Consider the following 20,835-nt stretch of genomic DNA (forward strand, 5'->3'; position numbering starts at 1 on the left):
TCAAAAATTTAAAAATGCATAATTTTTCATTTTCAAATAATTTTCAAATACAATAAAAAATAATACACAAAATTCATGGAAACCCAACAAAGTCAAACCATCAATTTTTTCGGAGATGAGACCTTTCCGGTCGAAATGCACAAAGTCCGCATCGTTCAAAAATTATTTCTCCGTCCGGTAGAAGAACGCCTCAAGGCAATAAATGAGGCAGGATACAATACATTTTTACTAAACACCAGGGATGTTTTCATGGATATGCTAACCGACAGCGGTACCAATGCCATGAGCGACAATCAGGTCTCATCAATGTTGAAAGCCGATGATGCTTACGCGGGAAGCCAGAGTTTCTATAGAATGGAAAAAGCCATTCAGAAAGTATTCGGCAAAAAATATATATTACCGGTACACCAGGGTCGTGCAGCCGAAAATATTGTTTCTCAGGTGTTTATCAAGAAAGGGGATATCATTCCCATGAATTATCATTTCACCACCACCAAGGCACACATGGAGTTGAACGGAGGAAAGATTTTTGAAATCTATACCGATGAGGCACTGAAAATTAAAAGTGACAATCCGTTTAAAGGAAATATTGACATAGATAAGCTGAATTCCCTTATTGAAAAATACGGAGCAGATCGGATTCCTTTTATTCGGATGGAAGCTTCTACCAATCTGATAGGAGGTCAGCCCTTTTCTATTCAGAATATGCGTGATGTAAGAGCCGTAGCTGATAAATATGGTATAATGATGGTTCTGGATGCCAGTCTTATCGGAGAAAATGCGTGGTTTATCAAGCAGCGTGAACCTGAGTTTAAGAATACTTCGATCAGAGATATCTTACAATTGATGTGCGATTTCGCCGATATCGTTTACTTCTCTTCCCGAAAGGTTAGTTCAAGCCGGGGAGGGGGAATCTGCACAAATGATCATGATTTGTTTCTTAAAATGCGTGATCTTGTTCCGCTTTATGAAGGGTTTCTTACTTATGGCGGGATGTCTGTGCGCGAAATTGAAGCCATGGCTGTCGGACTGGAGGAAACCACTGATGAGACAGTTATTAATCAGTCCCCGTCTTTTATAGAATATGCAGTAAAAGAACTTGAGAAAAGAAATGTCCCGGTGGTAACGCCTGCCGGGGCACTGGGATGTCACATCGATGCCATGTCATTTCTGCCTCATGTGGCACAGAAGGAATATCCCGCCGGCGCTTTAGCTGCCGCACTTTATATTATCTCAGGTTGCCGTGGAATGGAAAGAGGAACCATCTCCAGCGTGCGGGATGAAAACGGTGATGATATTCTTTCTGATATGGAATTGTTGCGCCTTGCATTTCCACGCCGGGTTTTTACGCTGTCTCAAACTAAGTTTCTGATCGATCGTGTTCACTGGCTCTATAAGAATCGCCAACTCGTAGGTGGTTTGAAATTTATTGAAGAACCGGCTGTTTTGCGATTTTTTATGGGACGTCTCGCTCCTGTAAACGATTGGCCCGACAAACTGGTAGCAAAATTTAAAGAAGATTTTGGCAATAGTCTCTAATCCCGGAACAGATTAGATTTTAGGTTTGACCGGCATCGCCATAAGGTGATGCCGGTTTTTTATTTTACCATTGAGTACTCATGTTTTCAAAATGACCCCATTCGTTGAACAAAATTGACCGAACAGTGGTTTTCATGTAAAACAAATGAACAACTACTTATTTGGATTTGTTTTAAATAAATAAAAATATTAATTTTGCAACTTGCATATTACAAAAATTAAACCCAACTGATATGTCAACATTTGAAATAAAAATGCCCAAAATGGGCGAAAGTGTAGAAGAAGCGACCATCACTAAATGGTTTGTCAAGGTAGGTGATAAGATTGAAGAAGACGACCCGATACTTGAAATTGCTACTGATAAGGTCGATTCCGAAATACCATCACCGGTAGCCGGAACAGTTAAAGAAATCAAGTTTGATACCGACGAAGTGGTTGCCGTGGGGACACCTGTTGCAATTATCGACCTTGAAGGAGAAGGTGAAAGTGAAGTAGAAGACGCTGAAAATCAAGAAGAAGTTAAAAGCGACAAGCAACAAGAGACAAAGAAATCCACGCCTGAAAAAGAGCCGGAGTCGGCAGAACAACCGGTCAAGACAGAAGAAAAAGAATCTGCAGACAAGCAACAAAGTGATCGCTTTTATTCTCCTTTGGTTAAGAGTATTGCCAGGGAAGAAGGCATCTCAATCAAAGAATTGGATACCATAAGTGGCAGCGGAAAAGATGGAAGGGTCACGAAAAATGATATTCTGAAATATATCGAAACACGCGGATCAGAAAAAGCCCCGTCAACAGAACCTTCAGTATCTGCGTCATCACGACAAAAGCCACAACAACCGAAATCAACACAAACCATCCAGGCACCTAAAGTATCGGCCGGAGAGGGCGATGAAATCGTTGAGATGGACCGGCTCCGGAAGCTTATTGCCGACAATATGGTTATGTCGAAGCACGTTTCTCCGCATGTCACATCGGTTGTTGAGGCAGATGTCACCAATCTCGTGATCTGGCGCAATAAAGTGAAGGAAAAGTTTCAGGAAAAATATGGCGAAAAGCTCACTTTTATGCCTATGTTTACCGAGGCTGTTGCAAAAGCGCTTAGAGATTTTCCGGGTGTTAATGTTTCTGTCGATGGTTATAATATTATCAAGAGAAAAAACGTTAACATCGGAATTGCGGTTGCATTGCCCTCGGGAAACCTTATTGTTCCGGTAGTTAAACAGGCCGATCAGAAAAATATTGCAGGGCTTTCTACTGAAATAAACCGACTGGCGAATGCCGCCCGGAATAATAAATTGTCGAACGATGACATTCAGGGAGGAACCTTCACAATAACCAATTTTGGTTCATTCAGGAACACCATAGGAACACCCATCATTAATCAACCTCAGGTGGCTATTCTTGCTACCGGTACCATTGAGAAAAAACCGGCTGTAATAGAAACACCAACGGGCGATGTCATTGCAATCCGCCACAAGATGTTTCTCTCGCTCTCGTATGATCACCGCGTGGTTGACGGCGCGCTTGGTGGTATGTTTCTTCGGAAAATTGCCGATTATCTGGAAAACGCGGATATCAACAGAGATGTTTAATTGATACAAACAATCAAATTATATTATTATAGACCTTTAAATATAGGTATATTAAGGTATTCGTTTTTAAACGAGAAGGAATCAGATAAATATGAAATGAGCATCACATGCACTGCAACAGATTTTTGATATAAAAAAAATAAGCAGGCAAAGGTTGTCATCAAAGTGCGTGAATAAAACCCAATCATGTGAGTTCCATCAGATTTTAAAAATTAAATTATATGAAAAGTAATGTTCCAGAAAAATACTCTGTAAAAAAGACCGATAAGGAGACACTGCTCAAATGGTATTACCTTTTGTTTTTAGGCCGTACCCTCGATGAGCGCGCTCCCAATTATTTGAAGCAGGCCATCGGATGGTCGTATCATGCCCCTGCGGCCGGGCATGACGGAATTCAGCTGGCCATGGGGCAGAAATTCCGGAAAAAGAAAGATCATTTGTTTCCTTATTACAGAGATCTTCAGACCGTTGTCTCGGCAGGCTTGACTGCAGAGGAAATTATCTATAATGGTATTTCCAAAGATACCGATGTTGCAGGCGGAGGCCGTCACATGTCGAACCACTTTGCCAAACCGCCGTGGAATATTCACAATGTCAGCTCTGCAACCGGCAATCATACCCTCCATGCTGCCGGATTGGGAAGGGCACTTAAAACCTATAATGTTAAGGATGCCGTTGTGATCAGCTCTCAGGGGGAAAGTTCGGTTTCGGAAGGCTATGTATATGAAGCTATCAACGGAGCATCTCGTGAAATGCTGCCCGTGGTGTTTGTGTTTCAGGACAATGGTTACGGAATATCCGTACCAAAAGGGGATCAGACTGCAAACCGGAAAGCGGCCAGAAATTTCGAAGGCTTCAAAAATCTCAGAATTATTTATTGTAACGGAAAAGATGTCTTTGATTCCATGAATGCGATGGAAGAAGCAGTCAACTGGACAATGAAAGAGCAAAGTCCGGTGATTGTTCATGCCAATTGTGTCCGGATTGGTTCTCACTCAAATTCGGACAGACATGAGCTGTATCGTGATGAAAACGAGCTCAGCTATGTAAAAGAATATGATCCGCTGGCCAAATACAGACGGATGTTACTCCGGTACGAAAGAGCTACAGAGGAAGAACTAAAAGAAATAGAGGAAAAAGTTGCTGCAGAGGTTAAAGATGCCCATAAAAAGGCAATGAAAGCGCCCGATCCGAAACCCGGGTCCATTCATGATTTTGTTTATCCCGAACCGTATCAAAGCAAAAAATATCCCGACGGAACGCATAACCAGGAAGGCAAACCCATTAAATTGATCGAAGCGCTGAACGAAACACTTAAAGCCGAATTCCGGAACAATCCCGACACCTATATATGGGGTCAGGATATTGCCAACAAAGAAAAGGGTGGTGTTTTTAACGTCACGAAAGGGATGCAACAGGAATTCGGAAAGAAACGCGTCTTTAATGCGCCCATTGCCGAAGATTATATAATGGGAACGGCTAATGGCATGTCACGCTTCGATAAAAAAATCAGAATTGTCGTGGAAGGTGCAGAATTTGCCGATTATTTCTGGCCGGCTATGGAGCAGTACGTGGAAACCACTCATGAATATTGGCGAACCAAAGGACAGTTTTCACCGAATGTTACTGTTCGTCTGGCATCGGGTGGATATATAGGTGGCGGATTATATCACTCACAAACCACCGAAGGTGCTCTGGCCACATTTCCGGGTGTGCGTGTCGTTTATCCTTCGTTTGCCGATGATGCTGCCGGTTTGTTGCGCACTTCCATTCGCTCGGAAGGAATGACACTGTTTCTCGAACCAAAGGCTTTGTACAACTCTCAAAAGGCAGCAACAGCGGTACCCGATGATTTTGAAGTACCGTTCGGTAAAGCCCGTATACGACGCGAAGGAAAACACATGACCATGATCACTTATGGTAATACAACACACATGTGTCTTCAGGCGGCTGAAAAAATGAGCAAAGAAGACGGCCTTGAAGTGGAAGTTATTGATATCCGTTCACTCATTCCGCTCGATAAAGAGACGATCCTCCAATCGCTGGAGAAGACCTCACGTGCCTTGGTTGTGCACGAAGATAAAGTGTTTGGTGGCTTTGGTGGAGAATTAGCAGCCATCATTGCCGAAGAAGCCTTTACTTTGCTCGATGCCCCTGTAAAACGAGTTGGAGCTGAATTTACCCCAATTGGATTTAACCCGATTCTGGAAAAGGCAATTTTGCCAAATACCGACAAAATACTTAAAGCAGCACGTGAATTAGCTGACTTTTAGTTACTAAAATACAATTAATTGGATAAAATTTACATTTCATGAAAAAGATAGGCATATTTTATAGCTTCCGATCTCGCAAAACCAAACAGCAAGTGAAAAAGATTATCAAGCACCTGGGCGAAAAAAATGTTGAGGAAGTCAATATCGACGAGGCCGGCCATAAAGATTTTGAGAAGTTTGATAATTACATTTTTGCTGTACCTACGTGGTTTGACGGGGAACTTCCTTATTATTGGGATGAGTTTTTGCCCACCATCGAAGATGATAGTCTGGAAGGGAAAAAATTTGCATTGATTGGTGCCGGAGATCAAAAAAAATATTCCGAAAATTTTGTGGATGGTCTGGGTATTATGGCCGAATTCATTGAAAAGCGTGGTGGCAAAATTGTAGGCTTTACTTCAACCGAAGGATATACTTTTGAGTTTTCACGAGCTCAGCGGGGTGATCAATTTGTCGGCCTTGCTCTCGATATTGAAAACCAGGCATCGCTTACCGATCAGCGTATTGAAAAATGGATTACAGACATAAAAAAGGCATTTGAGGAAAAATAAGATTCGGCGAAATGCCCTTTTTCTATTTTCATTGGCGTCTGATTATGTCGTGTCTGTTCATATAGTACCATTTGCATGGCTTGCGTAACACAGCAAGTGGTAATATTTGAACAGACATTTTTTGTCTCGCTGTTAAAAAATTTATTATTGTGTGACAACCTCATGTCTACAATGACCCATCAGATTTGTTTCTTCGCTCCGCTACCAAGGACAGATTTTTGTAATAAGAAAAAATCAGATAATTAATAATTGGCGCCTTTCAGGAAACTCCAAGTTCTGTCATAAATGTATTATGCCACAAAATTTTTGGAGGCAGGTACTCAGAATGACAAAAAAACTACATGTCATTCTGCGGAGACACGACGAAGAATCTATTCAGTTATGAATTAACCAACACCTATCAACCATCTCTGTTATTCCCGTTTCTTTTCAAAATTCAATTGAGCCTCAGCTTCGAGGCTTTAATTTAACTTCTAACATCCAGTCTCTATCTTCTTCTTTCTGCCTGTCAAACTTCAGCTTTTGGAAAACCATCATAAAAATATTACACATGTAATTAATAAGACAAATACCTTTTCTTTTGTAAAAAGTCTATTCACTTTGAATTAGTATTCACTTTATCAGTTACTTACTAAAATTAATTAAACTGTTAATAGCATATCACCACCGTTTTTTGATGCATAATTATACAAATACTGTTTTTTTAGCAATGGTTAGGATACATTATTACCTGAAAACCAATTAAATTAGATAATTATCTAAAGTATCGATCAAATCAAAGGGTAATTGAATTGCTAAACCATTGATATCAACGACAAGTATTGAAATCCTCGTTTTTCATCCGTCTAAAATTTATTTATTAAGGTCGGATGGAACTCGCAGGTAAGAAAACAATAGTACGGTCACTTTTTTACTTGAGCCAAGTCATTTTTGATTATATAACAACAATTTACACGAAGTCATTTCAACCTTTACAGAGAATAATTACAGGAAAAGGCACCCCGGGACGATTTAAAAACAGTAATAGCATACAAATGTATACAAAACCAAATGACCCTGGTGTACAAATGTAAATTAAATTATTGCCGTTTGTTACTGAAAAATAATTACATTTGTAAATAATTTATTAAGGTAGTAACCTTGCAATTTCCTGAAAAATGAAACGAGTATGAAGCTTTAAATTCTCAAATCTGCCACCACTTGTCCCGGTCGCATCGGAATAATGACATGTATAAAAATAGCGAGTTCCACTAGGCCAATAACTTAAATAAATTTCATACTGATGAAACGAGCATGGCAACGTTTTGCCACAAAAGAACGTGTATAATTAACCTCTAATCATCTAAGAAACCAAAAACAGGTAACAGATTCTTCGTCGTTACCTCCTCAGAATGACGTTAGACAGTCTGTCATTCTGAGCGGAGCGAAGAATCTAAAATCAATTAAAGCATAATAAGTTCCATCCGACCAATAACTTAGATAAATTTTATACGAATGAAAGATCGTTTACAACAAATACTAACGAATGAAAGGCTGACTCCTGCCAGATTCGCAGAATTGGTTGGGGTACAGCGGTCCAGTGTCAGCCATATTTTATCGGGGCGCAATAAACCGAGTCTCGATTTTTTACAGAAAATACTGACAAGTTTTGAACATATCAATCCTGACTGGCTGATTACCGGTAACGGTGCATATAAACGGTCATCCATCGAAAACAAAAATAACGGTACAGATGAAGCATCCATTCGGGACGGTAAAATTGTTTTTCCGGAAAACGCACCTGTTAAGGAAGAAGAAAGAGCAGAATACAGCAAAAGACAAAACAGCGGTTCCCGTCCGTTCAAAGCCAATTTGCCACCAGATGACAACAGGGGCGGAGTTACGCCTTATTCTCCCAAAAATAAGGTTCCATCAACCGCTCATCCCGAAAAAACGATCATTAAAACCATTTTATTCTATGATGACAATACATTCGAAGTATTCTTTCCCGGATAAAAAGTTGCAAGCTTCAATACTGAGCCCAATCTAAAAAGCATCTTTGTTGCCAAACTCGTTGTTGTTTTAAATTTTTGCATCCTCATTAACAACAAGTTAACTTCGGTGCAAAAATTTAAAACGCCTTGATTTTGACAAAAATATGCTTTTTATGCCGCACTCAATATTTATTCCTGACATTTTATCATTCTTATAGTCAAACTGTTATTTCGAAATCCGTTATTTTCGAATCTATGGCAATTGATTTTATGGGCAAAAATCCTTTTGGTTTCATATATTTGTAGCACCTATAACGTGCACGTAAGAATAAAACATGTGTGTTTACAAATGTAAACAATTTATTTTTTGATTGACTGATGCCAAAAAAATACATTACTGATTTTGTAATCATCGAAAACAAAAGGCATACCCACGAGTTTGCAATACTAGTGCTTCAGCATCCCGGGATGCTTCCACCGATGTTTCCGGGGCAATTTGCCGAAGTAAGAGTGGATGGTTCTCCACAAACATATCTGCGTCGCCCTTTATCCATTCACGACGTAGACTACAAAAACAACACAATAAAACTGCTCATTCAGGAAGCAGGTGCCGGTACCCGCAGACTGGCATCAATGAAACCCGGGGAAAAGCTAAATCTTGTCTATCCCCTGGGTACCCGTTATTCGCTACCCGACAGCAAACGAGTATTATTGGTAGGCGGAGGTTGTGGCGTGGCTCCTTTGCTATTTTTAGGACGATATCTGAAAGAAAACGGAATTAATCCCCGCTTTCTGATTGGCGCCCGCTCCAGAAATGATTTGGTGGAACTGAATGCTTACCGGGAATTTGGCGAAGTTTATATTACCACCGAAGACGGTTCCATGGGAACCAGGGGATTTGTTATTCATCACCCCGTAATGAAAACTTTTGAGCCCGATTTTGACTGGCTGTATACATGTGGACCGCAGCCAATGATGAAAGTACTTGCCAAATACTCACGCGAAAGAAACATTAACTGTGAAGTATCGCTTGAAAACAAAATGGCTTGTGGTATCGGAGCTTGTCTTTGCTGTGTAACACCAACCATTGAAGGCAATAAATGCACATGCACGGAGGGGCCGGTTTTTAATGCAAATTATTTAAAATGGTAGATTTATCAGTAAATATTGGCAATTTACAGCTTAAAAATCCGGTAATGACCGCTTCAGGAACTTTTGGTTATGGCGAAGAATACCGCGATTTTGTTGATATTTCCGCGCTCGGGGGAATTATTGTAAAAGGGACAACCGGAAGCCATCGCGAAGGCAACCCTTATCCACGAATGGCTGAAACACCAATGGGAATGTTAAATGCCGTCGGGCTGCAGAACAAAGGTGTAGATGCCTTTATAAGTGAGACCTGGCCCAGAATAAGAACGTTTCAGACCAATATTCTGGTAAATGTTTCGGGATCTACGGTTGAAGAATACGTCGAAGTCGCTTCCAAAATAGCAGGGGTGAAAGATATTCCCGGCATTGAACTGAATATTTCCTGTCCCAATGTAAAGGAGGGAGGGATGGCTTTCGGAACCAGTTGTCCTTCTGCAATTGCTGTTACCCGTGCCGTACGCGAAGTTTTTCCACGACATTTGATGGTCAAATTATCACCCAATGTTACCGATATCGTAGAAATAGCCAAAGGCGTAGAAGGGGCAGGAGCCGATTCGGTTTCTCTCATAAATACGCTTCTCGGGATGGCCATCGATGCCGAAACCAGGCGACCGCTACTCTCTACCGTTACCGGCGGTCTTTCAGGCCCCTGCATCAAACCTGTTGCTTTACGGATGGTTTGGCAGGTGGCATCTGCTGTAAAAATTCCTGTTGTTGGCCTGGGTGGTATTTCATCTGCAACCGATGCTGTTGAGTTTCTTCTCGCGGGTGCATCTGCTATCCAGGTGGGAACAGCCAATTTTGTCGACCCTTCTGTATCGGGTCGAATGGTGGATGGTTTGTCAGCGTATATGCAACGTCATAATATAGAAAAAATCACAGATATCATAGGGGCCCTGGATATTTCTTGAAATATTACAGCAGCAAATTGTTCCTCTGACACGGCTGATTAAACTTCCGCAATGTGTGACTTTTATGATGTAAACTAAAAAATCAAAATAAACATGTTGGTTACATTTGTAAACTTATTATATTCGGGTTTCCGTAGAATAATTTTATCTGCCATATTGGTCATCACCAGCATTTTTTCTATTCAGGGACAGGAACTGTCGGAAAAGGCTTCCGTGTCGGTATTGACCTGTGCACCAGGAAATGAATTGTATTCAGTATTCGGTCACACGGCCATTCGTGTATCCGATCCGAAAAATGAAATTGATCTTGTTTTCAATTATGGCACTTTCGATTTTAATACGCCTTTTTTTTACTTGAAGTTTGGCCATGGCAACCTCGATTATCTCCTGTCTGTTACCTCGTTTAAGAATTTTCTAAGGGAATATTTTGTTACCGGACGTACAGTATGGCAACAGGAGCTCAACCTGACCAATACTCAAAAAAACAGGTTATTTCGTGCATTAATGGTCAATGCCCGCCCCGAAAACAGGGCTTACAGGTATGATTTTTTCTATGATAATTGTGCTACCCGGGTAGCAGATATCATTATTGAACAGTTGCCCGGAGCCATTTATTTTGAAAATGCGCCCGCTTCAACAACTACTTTAACCTTCAGGAAAGCGATTCACCCTTATCTCGAAAGAAAACCATGGACCAGGAGCGGCATTGATTTGGTACTGGGCGCAAAGGCTGATGCAGAAACCGATTCATTGACGGTTATGTTTCTTCCTGATTATTTAATGGAGCAATTTGCCGGAATAAAATATCAAAACACCGACGGTAATATTGTTGACTTAGTTAAATCTCACTCAGTTGTTCTTGATTTTACCGGTCAGGATATATCGTCAGAATCGCATTCCACCATATCGCCATCTTTGGTCTTTTGGGGTTTGTTCGTACTGATTTTGTTCCTTTCTTTTGCGGAAGTCTTTGGAACCGTTAACCTACGGCCTTTTGATGTTGTGCTTTATTTTATTGTAGGTGCAGCAGGAATAGTTATTTCGTACCTTGCATTTATTTCTAATCATTCGGTTACAAGTCCAAACTGGAATTTACTTTGGGCAAATCCTTTTTGGTTCATTTTTGTCACAAATGTAAAAAATCTATTGGTTACATTTGTAAAGAAGGCTTTGGTGGTTTTACTTTTTGTGTTTTTTGTTTCAGTAGCCTTTTTGCCTCAATACATCCCCGATGAATTTATTGCTGTTTCGCTGATCTTGTTTTTTCGTTCATCTCCTGCGGCTGTCAAATGGAGTCTTGCCCGAATGAAACGAGCATGACAACGATTGTCTCAAAAGAATATGTATAAAATCAATCAAGCGAGTTCCATCAGACCAATAACTTAAGTAAATTATATACGGATGAAACCAATTCCACCCCCAACTAATGGATCTACTCAGAAATAGAAGGCTTAGACAGCCTTAATTATGATAAACAAATAGTCTCTTTTTTGATACAATTTTCCAAAAACGAAACTTTTATGACTTATATACCTAAATAAAACGTTCTATAATTCTTTGCCTTTTAATAAAAACATTATTTTTGTCGCACAAATAGTCACAGGGTTTATAATGAATTTAATTCATTATATCCGAAAATGGTTGTTTTTGTAAAGATTTTTTGAAGTTGTTTTAACAACATTTTTTCGGTTATAATTGGGTATTATGAAAAGACACAAGATCGTCTTCTTAATATTGGCAGGCCTTTTATCGGGTCTTGCCACAAAATATATCACAGGTCCCTCAATTCAATCATTCGGTACGGATTTTACGCCACCCGAACCGGTTGCTTCTTCGTTGAGGATTTCGGGATTTTTTTCAGATGATCCAGCTTTTGATCAAATTGACTATTCCGTGAAACGGTTTCTTGATTATAATGAAATGGCCGGAGCATCTGTTGCTATTGCTAAAGATGGAGAAATGGTTTTCTCTAAGGGGTATGGATGGGCCGACAAAGAAAACAGAATTCGTACCGAACCCTACCATCTCTTTAGAATAGCCAGTGTTTCCAAATTGATAACTGCTGCCGGTATAATGAAATTAGTGGAGCAGGGTAAACTTAATCTCGATGATCATGTGTTCGGACCGGATGGAATCTTAAATGATTATCCTTTTGATGCTTATGCGGATAAAACTGTTGAAGAGATAAAAATTATTCATCTGCTTAATCATTCGGGCGGATGGACCAATCGCTGGGGTGATCCCATGTTTATTCCGCAGGTGGTGGCACGGGGCTTGAATAAGGAGTTGCCCGTGGATCGAAAGGATATTATCCGGTTTATGCTTGGAAAACGGTTACACTTTAAACCAGGAACGCGCTCGTCTTATTCCAATTTGGGATATGCTATTCTGGGAGAGGTTATTGAGAAGGTCAGTGGCGACGATTATGAATCGTTCATTAAAACAAACCTGTTGTATCCGCTTGGCATCTTTGACATGCGTATCGGCGGTAGTTATCTGGCCGACAGGGCCGAATTGGAAGTAAAATATTATGAGCCTTCCGATACTTATCTTGTCAAAGATCATAGCAGCAATGAAAAAATGGTTCCCCGGTGTTACGGAGGAAACGATATAAAAACATTAGGTCCGGCCGGCGGTTGGATCGCCTCATCAACCGATCTTCTTAGGTTTATGCTTGCCATTGACGGAATGAACATTCCGGAAGATATTCTTACCAAGGAATCTGTTGAAATTATGACTTCTCCGGAAAAACCGTATCTTGATCCTTTAGGATGGCGGGGCGTAAAGTCGCATTCATGGTATCGTACAGGTACCCTGGCAGGTACTTCTGCGCTGATGGTTCGACGTGATGACGGATTTTCTTATGTCATCCTGCTCAACGGCAGCACCTGGAAAGGCCCGATGCTGGCGACTGATATCCGGAGAATGATGGACAGGGCAATCAACAGAACGCCTGATTGGCCTCGATACAATCTGTTTGACCTTGCCAGCAACTGGAATGAGTAAGGATTTAATCCGGCTTTATCAAAAAAACCGCAAGAGAAGTAAAAATGCATTGCGGACAACACCCAATTATTTAATTTTCTCGTGCATAAGCGAGTTTTTGTATATTAACAACTCTTGCGGCAAGAACCGGATAAGTTGGGATAATTATTTATTGTCATGTTCGTTTCATAATCACTATTGTGCGGTAAATCAAAAGTATTTTGCTTTTGTGCTCAAGCCGCCATACTGCGAAAATTTTTACATCTCATGTACATCTCATGACAGGATGACTTTTGTAAAATTTCCAATACTTTCCAATACTTTCCAATACTTTAGTGCTATTCTGATGAAAACAATCTATATGTTTGTCTTATAATTGACATTATGTTTAATAACAAAAATTAAAGAAAGGCGCGAAATTTAGAACTTCGCACCTTCTATTTCTTATAAAACGATTTTAGGATTATTATTCCCCTTTCAAAGAATCAAGTTTAGCAGAAACTTCATCATATTTATCGTTCATTTCAAATCGATAGTATAAACTTTTCAAGCTTTCCATAACAGGAATTTCATCCGGTTTTTGCTCATAAGCTTTTTCCATATAAGGCAATGCCTCTTGGAACAGACTATCAGCTTTGGCCTTTTTTTCCTTAAATTTCTTGTGGTCTGTTTCTTCGTTGGCCACATTCATTTGCTCAATGGCCCTGTTGTAATATATAACCCCGAGATTATACAATGCATCAAAATAATCATCTTTCAGTTCGATCGCTTTTTTGTAATCGTCAATTGCTTCATCATACTGCCGGGTCTGATCGTGTAGCACACCACGGGCATAGAAATAAGTCGGATTTTCCGGATTTTTTCCAATGGCCTGGTTGAGATATTCCATAGCCTCGTCATTCTGCTGTGTCTCGAGGTAATAATTGATCAGTTGTGTCAGTATGCGATCGTCATCGGGATATTTTTCAAAACCTCTCTTCAGATTCGCTTCCATCTCTGTAGAATCCTGCATATTGGTATAGACCTGATGCAATAACAAAACAGCATCACCTCCTCCATAATTATATTGTATGGATTTGTTCAGGTATTCAGCTGCTTTGTCCCATTTTTTGGCATTGTAGGCTGCCAGTGCAGTATTATAGATAATGGCTGTATCAACTATTTCACCTTCTGTCTGGAACATATCCAGATTGTTGATTTTCAAAACATTTTCGAATGCAACCATTGCATTTTCATAATTTTGCTCATTAAAGCCTTCTATACCGGCATTGGTCAACTCATTCTGGAAAAAAGTCAATGCAATTTTAATTTCGTTTTCAAAACGTCCCTTCTCTGCCTTATCGAGTTCAATAGCCTTCATGTAATAGTCAACAGCATCCTTCAGGAGTTGAATATCTTTTTCCTTTTTGTATTTCGCTGTCGACAGCTTGGCCGCAACAATATATGTTTTAGGCCAATCTTTAGACCGTTTGTGTTCAAACGCATCTTGCATGCGCTCCTCGGCTGCTTCAATATCTCCATTTTCCAGATAAGCCTCGGCAGCATTTACTTTTCCTTTTTGTGCGTATACACCAGCAACTGTAAATAGTGCAATCGCAATAAATAATAACTTTTTCATATTTATCTTCTGTTTTTGAGTGGATTTTACAAATTAAATTCAAATATTTTATATTCTTGAGTTCACTCCTAAACGTCTCTTTTTAAAGAGCGGACTTATTCTTTATTTTCTTCATTTTCCTGAGCATCATCCGACTGTTTTTCAAGAATACCGGATTCAGTAATGTCTTCTTCAGCCATTTTGGCCTCAGATATAACCTTTGCAACAGAAGCTATCATATCCTGTTTTTTGTCCAGGTTGATCAATCTAACCCCCTGGGTAGCACGGCCGGTTACCCGAATATCGGAAACCGCCACTCTGATGGTCACTCCTGAGCGGTTGATAATCATCAGATCGTTATCATCGGTCACATTTTTTATGGTAATCAGGTCCCCGGTCTTTTTGGATATTTTCATCGTTTTAACTCCTTTACCACCACGGTTGGTGACCCGGTAATCTTCAAGGCTGGAACGTTTTCCATAACCTTTTTCCGAAACGACAAGAATATCGTCTGTCTTGTCTTTAACACAAATCATGCCAACGACTTCATCCCGGTCTGAATCAAGAGTTATTCCCCTCACGCCCTGACCGATGCGACTAATACATCTCACCTTGGATTCATTGAAACGAATGGCTCTTCCCGAACGTGTCGCCATCAATACTTCACTTTTGCCATTAGTAAGACGCGCCTGAATCAGTTCATCACCTTCTTTTATACCCATGGCGATAACCCCTGATTGACGCGGCCGTGAATAGTCGGCCAGCAAAGATTTCTTGATGATACCCTTGCGGGTGCCCATTAAGATATAGTGAGAATTTATATATTCTTCATCATTCAATTGTTTCACCCGTATAAATGCTTTCACAGTATCTTCGGGGTCTATCTGAAGAAGATTTTGAATGGCTCGTCCTTTTGAATTTTTGCTTCCTTCCGGAATTTCATAAACTTTGAGCCAGAAACAGCGCCCCATTTTTGTGAAAAAGAGCATTGTATTATGCATCGAAGCAGGATAAATATGCTCAATAAAATCTTCGTCCCTCGTGGTACTGCCTTTTGAACCAACCCCTCCCCGATTTTGCGTTCTAAATTCGGACAAGGGAGTCCTTTTTATATAACCAAGGTGCGAAATAGTAATGATCATTTCTTCATCGGCATAAAAATCTTCCGGATTAAATTCTTCCGATGAATAAACAATCTCGGTACGCCTGGGGTCATTATACTTTTGCTTAATTTCGAGCAATTCATTTTTTATGATCTCCATCCTCAAATGTTCATGCTCAAGAATATCTTTCAGGCGGTCTATCTCTTTCAACAGTGACTGGTATTCTTCTCTTAATTTGTCCTGTTCAAGTCCGGTCAGCTGACGCAAACGCATATCAACAATAGCCCGGGCCTGAACATCTGTCAGGTCGAAACGCTCAATCAATTTTTCGCGGGCTTCATCAGGACTTTGGGCGCCTCTGATTATCTTGATAACTTCATCAATATTGTCACTTGCAATAATAAGCCCCTGCAGAATATGGGCTCTCTTCTCAGCCTGATCGAGTTCAAATTTTGTACGTCTGGTAACAACATCATGGCGATGTTCGACAAAGTATTTAATAATCTCCTTCAGATTAAGCAATTGGGGTCTCCCGTGAACCAATGCAATATTGTTAACCCCGAAAGAAGACTGCAGTGCTGTATTTTTATAAAGGTGATTCAACACCACATTTGCAATGGCATCTCTTTTCAGGTCAATAACGATTCGCATTCCCTCCCGGTCCGATTCGTCATTGACATTTGCAATCCCCTCAATTCTCTTTTCATTGACAAGGTCGGCAATTCTCACAATAAGTTCTGCCTTATTGACCATATAGGGTATCTCGGTAATGATAATCCTTTCGCGACCGCTTTTATCAGTCTCGATTTCGGTTTTAGCCCGGATAACAATACGTCCTCGCCCGGTTTCATAGGCTTCTTTAACGCCCTGGTACCCGTAAATGATACCTCCGGTAGGAAAATCAGGCGCCTGAATAATGTTTATGAGTTCCTGAACATCAATATCGGGATTATCAATATATGCCACAATGGCATTTATTGCGTCCCCCAAATTGTGTGGTGGCATATTGGTTGCCATTCCTACGGCAATACCCGAAGTACCGTTAACCAACAATGCAGGTATCCTGCTTGGCAATACCGTTGGCTCTTTTAATGAATCGTCGAAGTTGAACTGAAAGTCAACAGTATTCTTCTCAATATCTGCCAGCATCTCTTCCGACAGACGGTTCATACGTGCCTCTGTGTAACGCATTGCAGCAGGACTGTCACCATCGACCGAACCCATGTTACCCTGACCATCGACAAGCATATAGCGCATCGACCAGGGCTGAGCCATACGAACCATCGCGTTGTACACAGATGAGTCGCCATGCGGGTGATATTTCCCTAAAACTTCGCCTACAATTCTGGCAGACTTCTTATAAGGCTTATTAGGCGACATCCCCAATTCATGCATCCCAAAAAGAACACGTCTGTGAACCGGCTTCAGCCCATCACGAACATCGGGTAAAGCACGTGAAACAATCACCGACATCGAATAATCGATGTACGCCGATTGCATTTCTTCTTCAATGTTGATTTTAATTATTCTTTCTCCATCAGCCATTTATACAATTTTTAGATGAGTCTCATAAAAAAAAGGCCGCTCTCAATAGGGGCCGTTTTTTTGCCGCCCTAAATTAATCATTTCCGCCCGAACCGGAAAGTAACGCGGGTTCTTTTTTCTTACGATTCTATCCTGGGAGTTTTGCTCTTTTTATAGTATTTTTGGAACATTATATTGCCTGTTATATTGACATTAATATAATTGTTGCATGGTTTTTGTTTAAATGAGATATAAAATTTTTAAAAATAAATATGGATTTAAATTTTTCACCAAAAATAAGAGAGGTATTGACGTTTAGTAAACAGGAAGCATCAAGGCTGGGAAATCCTTTCCTGGCCCCGGAACACCTTATGCTGGGTTTGCTTAACGACCCTGAAACCAAAGCAGGGAAAGTGCTCAGCAAATTTAGCGTGGATGTTGATCACCTACGCGACACCATTGAGCGTCGAATAAAAGAGAAAACACCATTGAACAAAAACGACCAGTTACCTCTTTTAAAATCAACAGAACAAATTTTAAAGATTGTTCATTTGGAAGCCAGGGCATTGAAAAGTACAAAAGTAAATACGCTGCATCTTTTACTGGCCCTGCTAAAAGACCGCAGCAGCACAATTTCGGAAATTATGAAGGATTACAATGTACAATACGATCAGCTTAGAGCAATAGCCGAAAAAGCATCTTTTCAGGGAAAAGCTCAAATGCCGGATGATGACGATGCCGAATCCCCGTTTTCTTCTCAAGGAGGCGGCGGAGGCGGGCATGAAGGCGGAAAACCAGGAGCCGGAAAGTCTGGTTCCGACACACCCGTGCTCGACAACTTCGGCATTGATATTACAAGAGCCGCCGAAGAAGGACGACTTGACCCCATTGTTGGTCGTGAAAGAGAGATTGAACGGCTGGCACAGATATTAAGCCGCAGAAAGAAAAACAACCCGGTGCTGATTGGTGAACCAGGAGTTGGAAAATCGGCCATTGCTGAAGGACTGGCCCTCAGGATCATCAACAAAAAAGTTTCGAGGGTTTTATTTGATAAACGGGTTGTCACCCTTGACCTTGCCTCAATTGTTGCCGGCACAAAATACAGGGGACAATTTGAGGAACGTATTAAGGCCATATTAAATGAATTGTCAAAAAATCCTAACATCATATTGTTTATTGATGAGATTCACACCATCGTGGGGGCCGGAGGTGCTACCGGATCACTGGATGCTGCCAACATGTTGAAACCGGCTCTTGCCCGTGGTGAAATTCAATGTATCGGGGCAACAACGCTGGATGAATACCGTCAGCACATTGAAAAAGATGGTGCACTGGAACGTCGGTTCCAGAAAGTCATGATAGAACCTACTTCGGTTGATGAGACCATAGAAATTCTCAACAACATTAAAGAAAAATATGAAGATCACCACAACGTCTATTACACCCCTGAGGCAATAGAAGCTTGTGTAAAACTGACAGAAAGATACATTTCCGACCGGCATCTGCCCGACAAAGCCATTGATGCTCTCGACGAAGCCGGCTCAAGGGTGCACATCAGCAATATTGTTGTGCCGGAAACCATTCTTGAACTGGAGCAAAAAATTGAAGAAACCAAAGAAAACAAAATAAAAGCTGTCAAAGCCCAAAATTTTGAACTGGCCGCCAGCTTCCGTGATAAAGAAAAATCGTTGCTCGATGAACTGGAGCTGTCTAAAGCCAAGTGGGAAGAGGAACTCCAGAAACATCGTGAAACTGTAGATGCGGAAAAAGTAGCCGAAGTGGTAGCCATGATGACGGGCATCCCTGTTCAGAGGGTTGCGCAGGCCGAGGGCGCACGACTGATGCAGATGGGACAACAGCTAAAAGGGAAAGTTGTGGGTCAGGATGATGCCATTGCGAAGATTGTGAAAGCCATTCAGCGTAACAGAGCAGGACTTAAAGACCCAAACCGTCCTATTGGCTCCTTCGTATTCCTGGGACCTACTGGTGTTGGGAAAACGCATCTGGCAAAAGTTCTTGCACAATATCTTTTTGATTCGACCGATGCTCTTATACGCATCGACATGAGCGAATATATGGAGAAATTCAGTGTATCCCGACTCGTTGGTGCACCTCCCGGATATATCGGATACGAAGAGGGCGGACAGCTGACCGAAAAAGTTCGTCGTCGCCCCTACTCTGTCGTATTGCTCGATGAAATTGAGAAAGCCCACCCCGATGTCTTTAACATCCTCCTTCAGGTCTTGGACGAAGGTAGATTAACCGATAGTCTGGGGCGCAGGGTAGATTTCAAAAATACCATTATTATAATGACGTCAAATATCGGAACAAGGGAGTTGAAAGATTTTGGCCGTGGTATAGGCTTTTCGACCGGAAGTCAGAAGAGCGACGCCGAATATACCAAGAGCGTCATTGAAAAAGCGCTTAAGAAAACTTTTGCTCCTGAATTTCTGAACCGTATAGATGATGTTATTATTTTCAACAATCTTGAAAAAGATGATATCAGAAAGATTATTGACATTGAAATGAAAGGTCTTTACCAACGTGTTGAATCACTTGGCTATAAACTCGAATTATCTGAACAGGCCAAAGATTTCATTGCTTCGAAAGGATTTGATGTGCAGTATGGTGCAAGACCACTGAAACGGGCTATTCAGAAATACCTTGAGGATGAGATGGCAGAGGTTATCATTCAGGCTTCTATCAGCGAAGGAGATGTCATAAAAGTAGAATATGACGAATCCAATCAGAAACTGACCACTTCAATTCTAAAGGAAAGAGATGGTTCTTCTACAGACAAAAAAGTAGAGAATAAGCCAGAGGCAGAATGGGAAACAAAAGTGGAGAAAGAAAATAAACAGGCGAAGAATTCCAAAAACTGATTTTTATGATTTAATTAAAAAAAAACCCGCGAAAATTTTCGTCGGGTTTTTTTTTTAAGTAGTTTCTCTCTATTCACTCAGGCGATTATTGATCTCTTCAAGCGTAGCTTTTGCACTTTCGTTGTCAGGATCGTATTGCAGCGCCTTTTCAAACCATGGTTTGGCTTTCGCAAAAGCTTCATTAGCACGGGCATTAATCTCGTCGTACTGAGAAGGGTCAGCATTTTGAGCCGAAGCCAAAATTTGGGAGGCTTCATTATATGGTTCTGAGCCTTTTTTCAGATAATAGGTTACAAGCATTTTTTTCATGTGTCCCAAATACTTGCTGGAACCATACTTTTCAATGGCATTTACCAAGGTCTTCTCCATTTCTTCTTCTTTGTCCTGTTTGTTCAAACAGTAAGCGATATAATAAGAAGAAATGTCTTCGCGAAATCCTTGTTGCTCACTCATCTTATAATACTTTATGGCCTTATCATAATCTTCGATTCTGCGTGCACAGGTGGCCATATTGTATACCATTGCCTCATCAACAGGCTCTTCTTCGCTCCAGTTTTCAAGCGCTTTTTCGTACAACTCAAGGGCTGCCTTGTAGTCTTTATTCCGCAGTGCATCATTCCCTTCATTTTTTAACTCTGCAGCCGTTTTTTCCTGGGCAAAAACACTTCCAGCGAGCGCAAACAACACAAAACTAACTGTCAATAAATACTTCATAACGCGTTCAATTTTTAATAATGTTATAATTTTTGTTTCGTT

At 40.8% G+C, this 20,835-nt stretch carries 13 protein-coding genes; 10 read left to right on the forward strand and 3 right to left on the reverse strand.

Annotated features, from left to right (window positions below; all coding sequences use genetic code 11):
* Positions 1 to 75 precede the first annotated feature (75 nt).
* The 9 genes from ATH1_RS0105580 to ATH1_RS0105635 all read left to right on the forward strand — a co-directional run bounded on the left by ATH1_RS0105580 (position 76) and on the right by ATH1_RS0105635 (position 12,994).
* The gene (locus ATH1_RS0105580) at positions 76 to 1,539 is read left to right on the forward strand and encodes a tryptophanase (RefSeq protein WP_010418740.1); all 1,464 of its coding nucleotides are present in this window, start codon (positions 76 to 78) and stop codon (positions 1,537 to 1,539) included.
* A 233-nt stretch (positions 1,540 to 1,772) separates the two neighbouring features.
* On the forward strand, positions 1,773 to 3,131 hold the full coding sequence (locus ATH1_RS0105585) for a dihydrolipoamide acetyltransferase family protein (RefSeq protein WP_010418743.1): 1,359 nt from the start codon (positions 1,773 to 1,775) through the stop codon (positions 3,129 to 3,131).
* Between the two features lie 221 nt (positions 3,132 to 3,352).
* Positions 3,353 to 5,404: an alpha-ketoacid dehydrogenase subunit alpha/beta gene (locus tag ATH1_RS0105590; protein ID WP_010418745.1), complete on the forward strand. Its 2,052-nt coding sequence runs from the start codon at positions 3,353 to 3,355 to the stop codon at positions 5,402 to 5,404.
* A 38-nt stretch (positions 5,405 to 5,442) separates the two neighbouring features.
* Positions 5,443 to 5,955, forward strand: coding sequence for a flavodoxin (locus ATH1_RS0105595; RefSeq protein ID WP_010418748.1), 513 nt, complete (start codon positions 5,443 to 5,445; stop codon positions 5,953 to 5,955).
* 1,494 nt (positions 5,956 to 7,449) lie between these two features.
* Complete coding sequence (locus tag ATH1_RS0105610; RefSeq protein ID WP_010418750.1) at positions 7,450 to 7,950, forward strand: helix-turn-helix transcriptional regulator; 501 nt, start codon at positions 7,450 to 7,452, stop codon at positions 7,948 to 7,950.
* A gap of 356 nt (positions 7,951 to 8,306) precedes the next feature.
* Positions 8,307 to 9,080 (forward strand): dihydroorotate dehydrogenase electron transfer subunit, encoded by a 774-nt coding sequence (locus ATH1_RS0105620; RefSeq protein ID WP_010418753.1) that lies wholly within the window; start codon positions 8,307 to 8,309, stop codon positions 9,078 to 9,080.
* Positions 9,074 to 9,988 (forward strand): dihydroorotate dehydrogenase, encoded by a 915-nt coding sequence (locus ATH1_RS0105625; protein ID WP_010418756.1) that lies wholly within the window; start codon positions 9,074 to 9,076, stop codon positions 9,986 to 9,988. Before ATH1_RS0105620 ends, ATH1_RS0105625 begins: the two co-directional genes overlap by 7 nt.
* Before the next feature lie 93 nt (positions 9,989 to 10,081).
* Positions 10,082 to 11,308 (forward strand): Lnb N-terminal periplasmic domain-containing protein, encoded by a 1,227-nt coding sequence (locus ATH1_RS0105630; RefSeq protein ID WP_010418759.1) that lies wholly within the window; start codon positions 10,082 to 10,084, stop codon positions 11,306 to 11,308.
* 384 nt (positions 11,309 to 11,692) lie between these two features.
* Positions 11,693 to 12,994, forward strand: coding sequence for a serine hydrolase domain-containing protein (locus ATH1_RS0105635; RefSeq protein ID WP_029163975.1), 1,302 nt, complete (start codon positions 11,693 to 11,695; stop codon positions 12,992 to 12,994).
* A 445-nt stretch (positions 12,995 to 13,439) separates the two neighbouring features.
* Here ATH1_RS0105635 and ATH1_RS0105640 read toward each other — a convergent pair whose 3' ends face one another.
* Both ATH1_RS0105640 and gyrA read right to left on the reverse strand, forming a co-directional pair.
* A complete protein-coding gene (locus ATH1_RS0105640) occupies positions 13,440 to 14,591 on the reverse strand; it encodes a tetratricopeptide repeat protein (RefSeq protein WP_010418765.1) in 1,152 nt (383 codons plus the stop codon).
* 95 nt (positions 14,592 to 14,686) lie between these two features.
* A complete protein-coding gene (gene gyrA / locus ATH1_RS0105645; protein WP_010418767.1) occupies positions 14,687 to 17,218 on the reverse strand; it encodes a DNA gyrase subunit A in 2,532 nt (843 codons plus the stop codon).
* A gap of 251 nt (positions 17,219 to 17,469) precedes the next feature.
* Between gyrA and ATH1_RS19005 the strand changes: the two genes are divergently transcribed.
* On the forward strand, positions 17,470 to 20,079 hold the full coding sequence (locus ATH1_RS19005; protein ID WP_010418770.1) for an ATP-dependent Clp protease ATP-binding subunit: 2,610 nt from the start codon (positions 17,470 to 17,472) through the stop codon (positions 20,077 to 20,079).
* A gap of 69 nt (positions 20,080 to 20,148) precedes the next feature.
* Here the strand turns inward: ATH1_RS19005 and ATH1_RS0105655 are convergent, their stop codons facing one another.
* Positions 20,149 to 20,793, reverse strand: a complete 645-nt coding sequence (locus tag ATH1_RS0105655; RefSeq protein ID WP_029163976.1) for a tetratricopeptide repeat protein — start codon at positions 20,791 to 20,793, stop codon at positions 20,149 to 20,151.
* Positions 20,794 to 20,835: the final 42 nt, after the last annotated feature.

The sequence above is a fragment of the Anaerophaga thermohalophila DSM 12881 genome, from assembly GCF_000191885.1.
Classification (GTDB): domain Bacteria; phylum Bacteroidota; class Bacteroidia; order Bacteroidales; family Marinilabiliaceae; genus Anaerophaga; species Anaerophaga thermohalophila.

Excerpts from the sequence above, each read along its gene's own strand:
- ATH1_RS0105655 (WP_029163976.1), bottom strand. The coding sequence starts at position 20,793 with ATGAAGTATTTATTGACAGTTAGTTTTGTGTTGTTTGCGCTCGCTGGA.
- gyrA (WP_010418767.1), bottom strand. The coding sequence starts at position 17,218 with ATGGCTGATGGAGAAAGAATAATTAAAATCAACATTGAAGAAGAAATG.
- ATH1_RS19005 (WP_010418770.1), top strand. The coding sequence starts at position 17,470 with ATGGATTTAAATTTTTCACCAAAAATAAGAGAGGTATTGACGTTTAGT.
- ATH1_RS0105630 (WP_010418759.1), top strand. The coding sequence starts at position 10,082 with ATGTTGGTTACATTTGTAAACTTATTATATTCGGGTTTCCGTAGAATA.
- ATH1_RS0105610 (WP_010418750.1), top strand. The coding sequence starts at position 7,450 with ATGAAAGATCGTTTACAACAAATACTAACGAATGAAAGGCTGACTCCT.
- ATH1_RS0105625 (WP_010418756.1), top strand. The coding sequence starts at position 9,074 with ATGGTAGATTTATCAGTAAATATTGGCAATTTACAGCTTAAAAATCCG.
- ATH1_RS0105590 (WP_010418745.1), top strand. The coding sequence starts at position 3,353 with ATGAAAAGTAATGTTCCAGAAAAATACTCTGTAAAAAAGACCGATAAG.
- ATH1_RS0105620 (WP_010418753.1), top strand. The coding sequence starts at position 8,307 with ATGCCAAAAAAATACATTACTGATTTTGTAATCATCGAAAACAAAAGG.
- ATH1_RS0105580 (WP_010418740.1), top strand. The coding sequence starts at position 76 with ATGGAAACCCAACAAAGTCAAACCATCAATTTTTTCGGAGATGAGACC.
- ATH1_RS0105595 (WP_010418748.1), top strand. The coding sequence starts at position 5,443 with ATGAAAAAGATAGGCATATTTTATAGCTTCCGATCTCGCAAAACCAAA.
- ATH1_RS0105635 (WP_029163975.1), top strand. The coding sequence starts at position 11,693 with ATGAAAAGACACAAGATCGTCTTCTTAATATTGGCAGGCCTTTTATCG.
- ATH1_RS0105640 (WP_010418765.1), bottom strand. The coding sequence starts at position 14,591 with ATGAAAAAGTTATTATTTATTGCGATTGCACTATTTACAGTTGCTGGT.
- ATH1_RS0105585 (WP_010418743.1), top strand. The coding sequence starts at position 1,773 with ATGTCAACATTTGAAATAAAAATGCCCAAAATGGGCGAAAGTGTAGAA.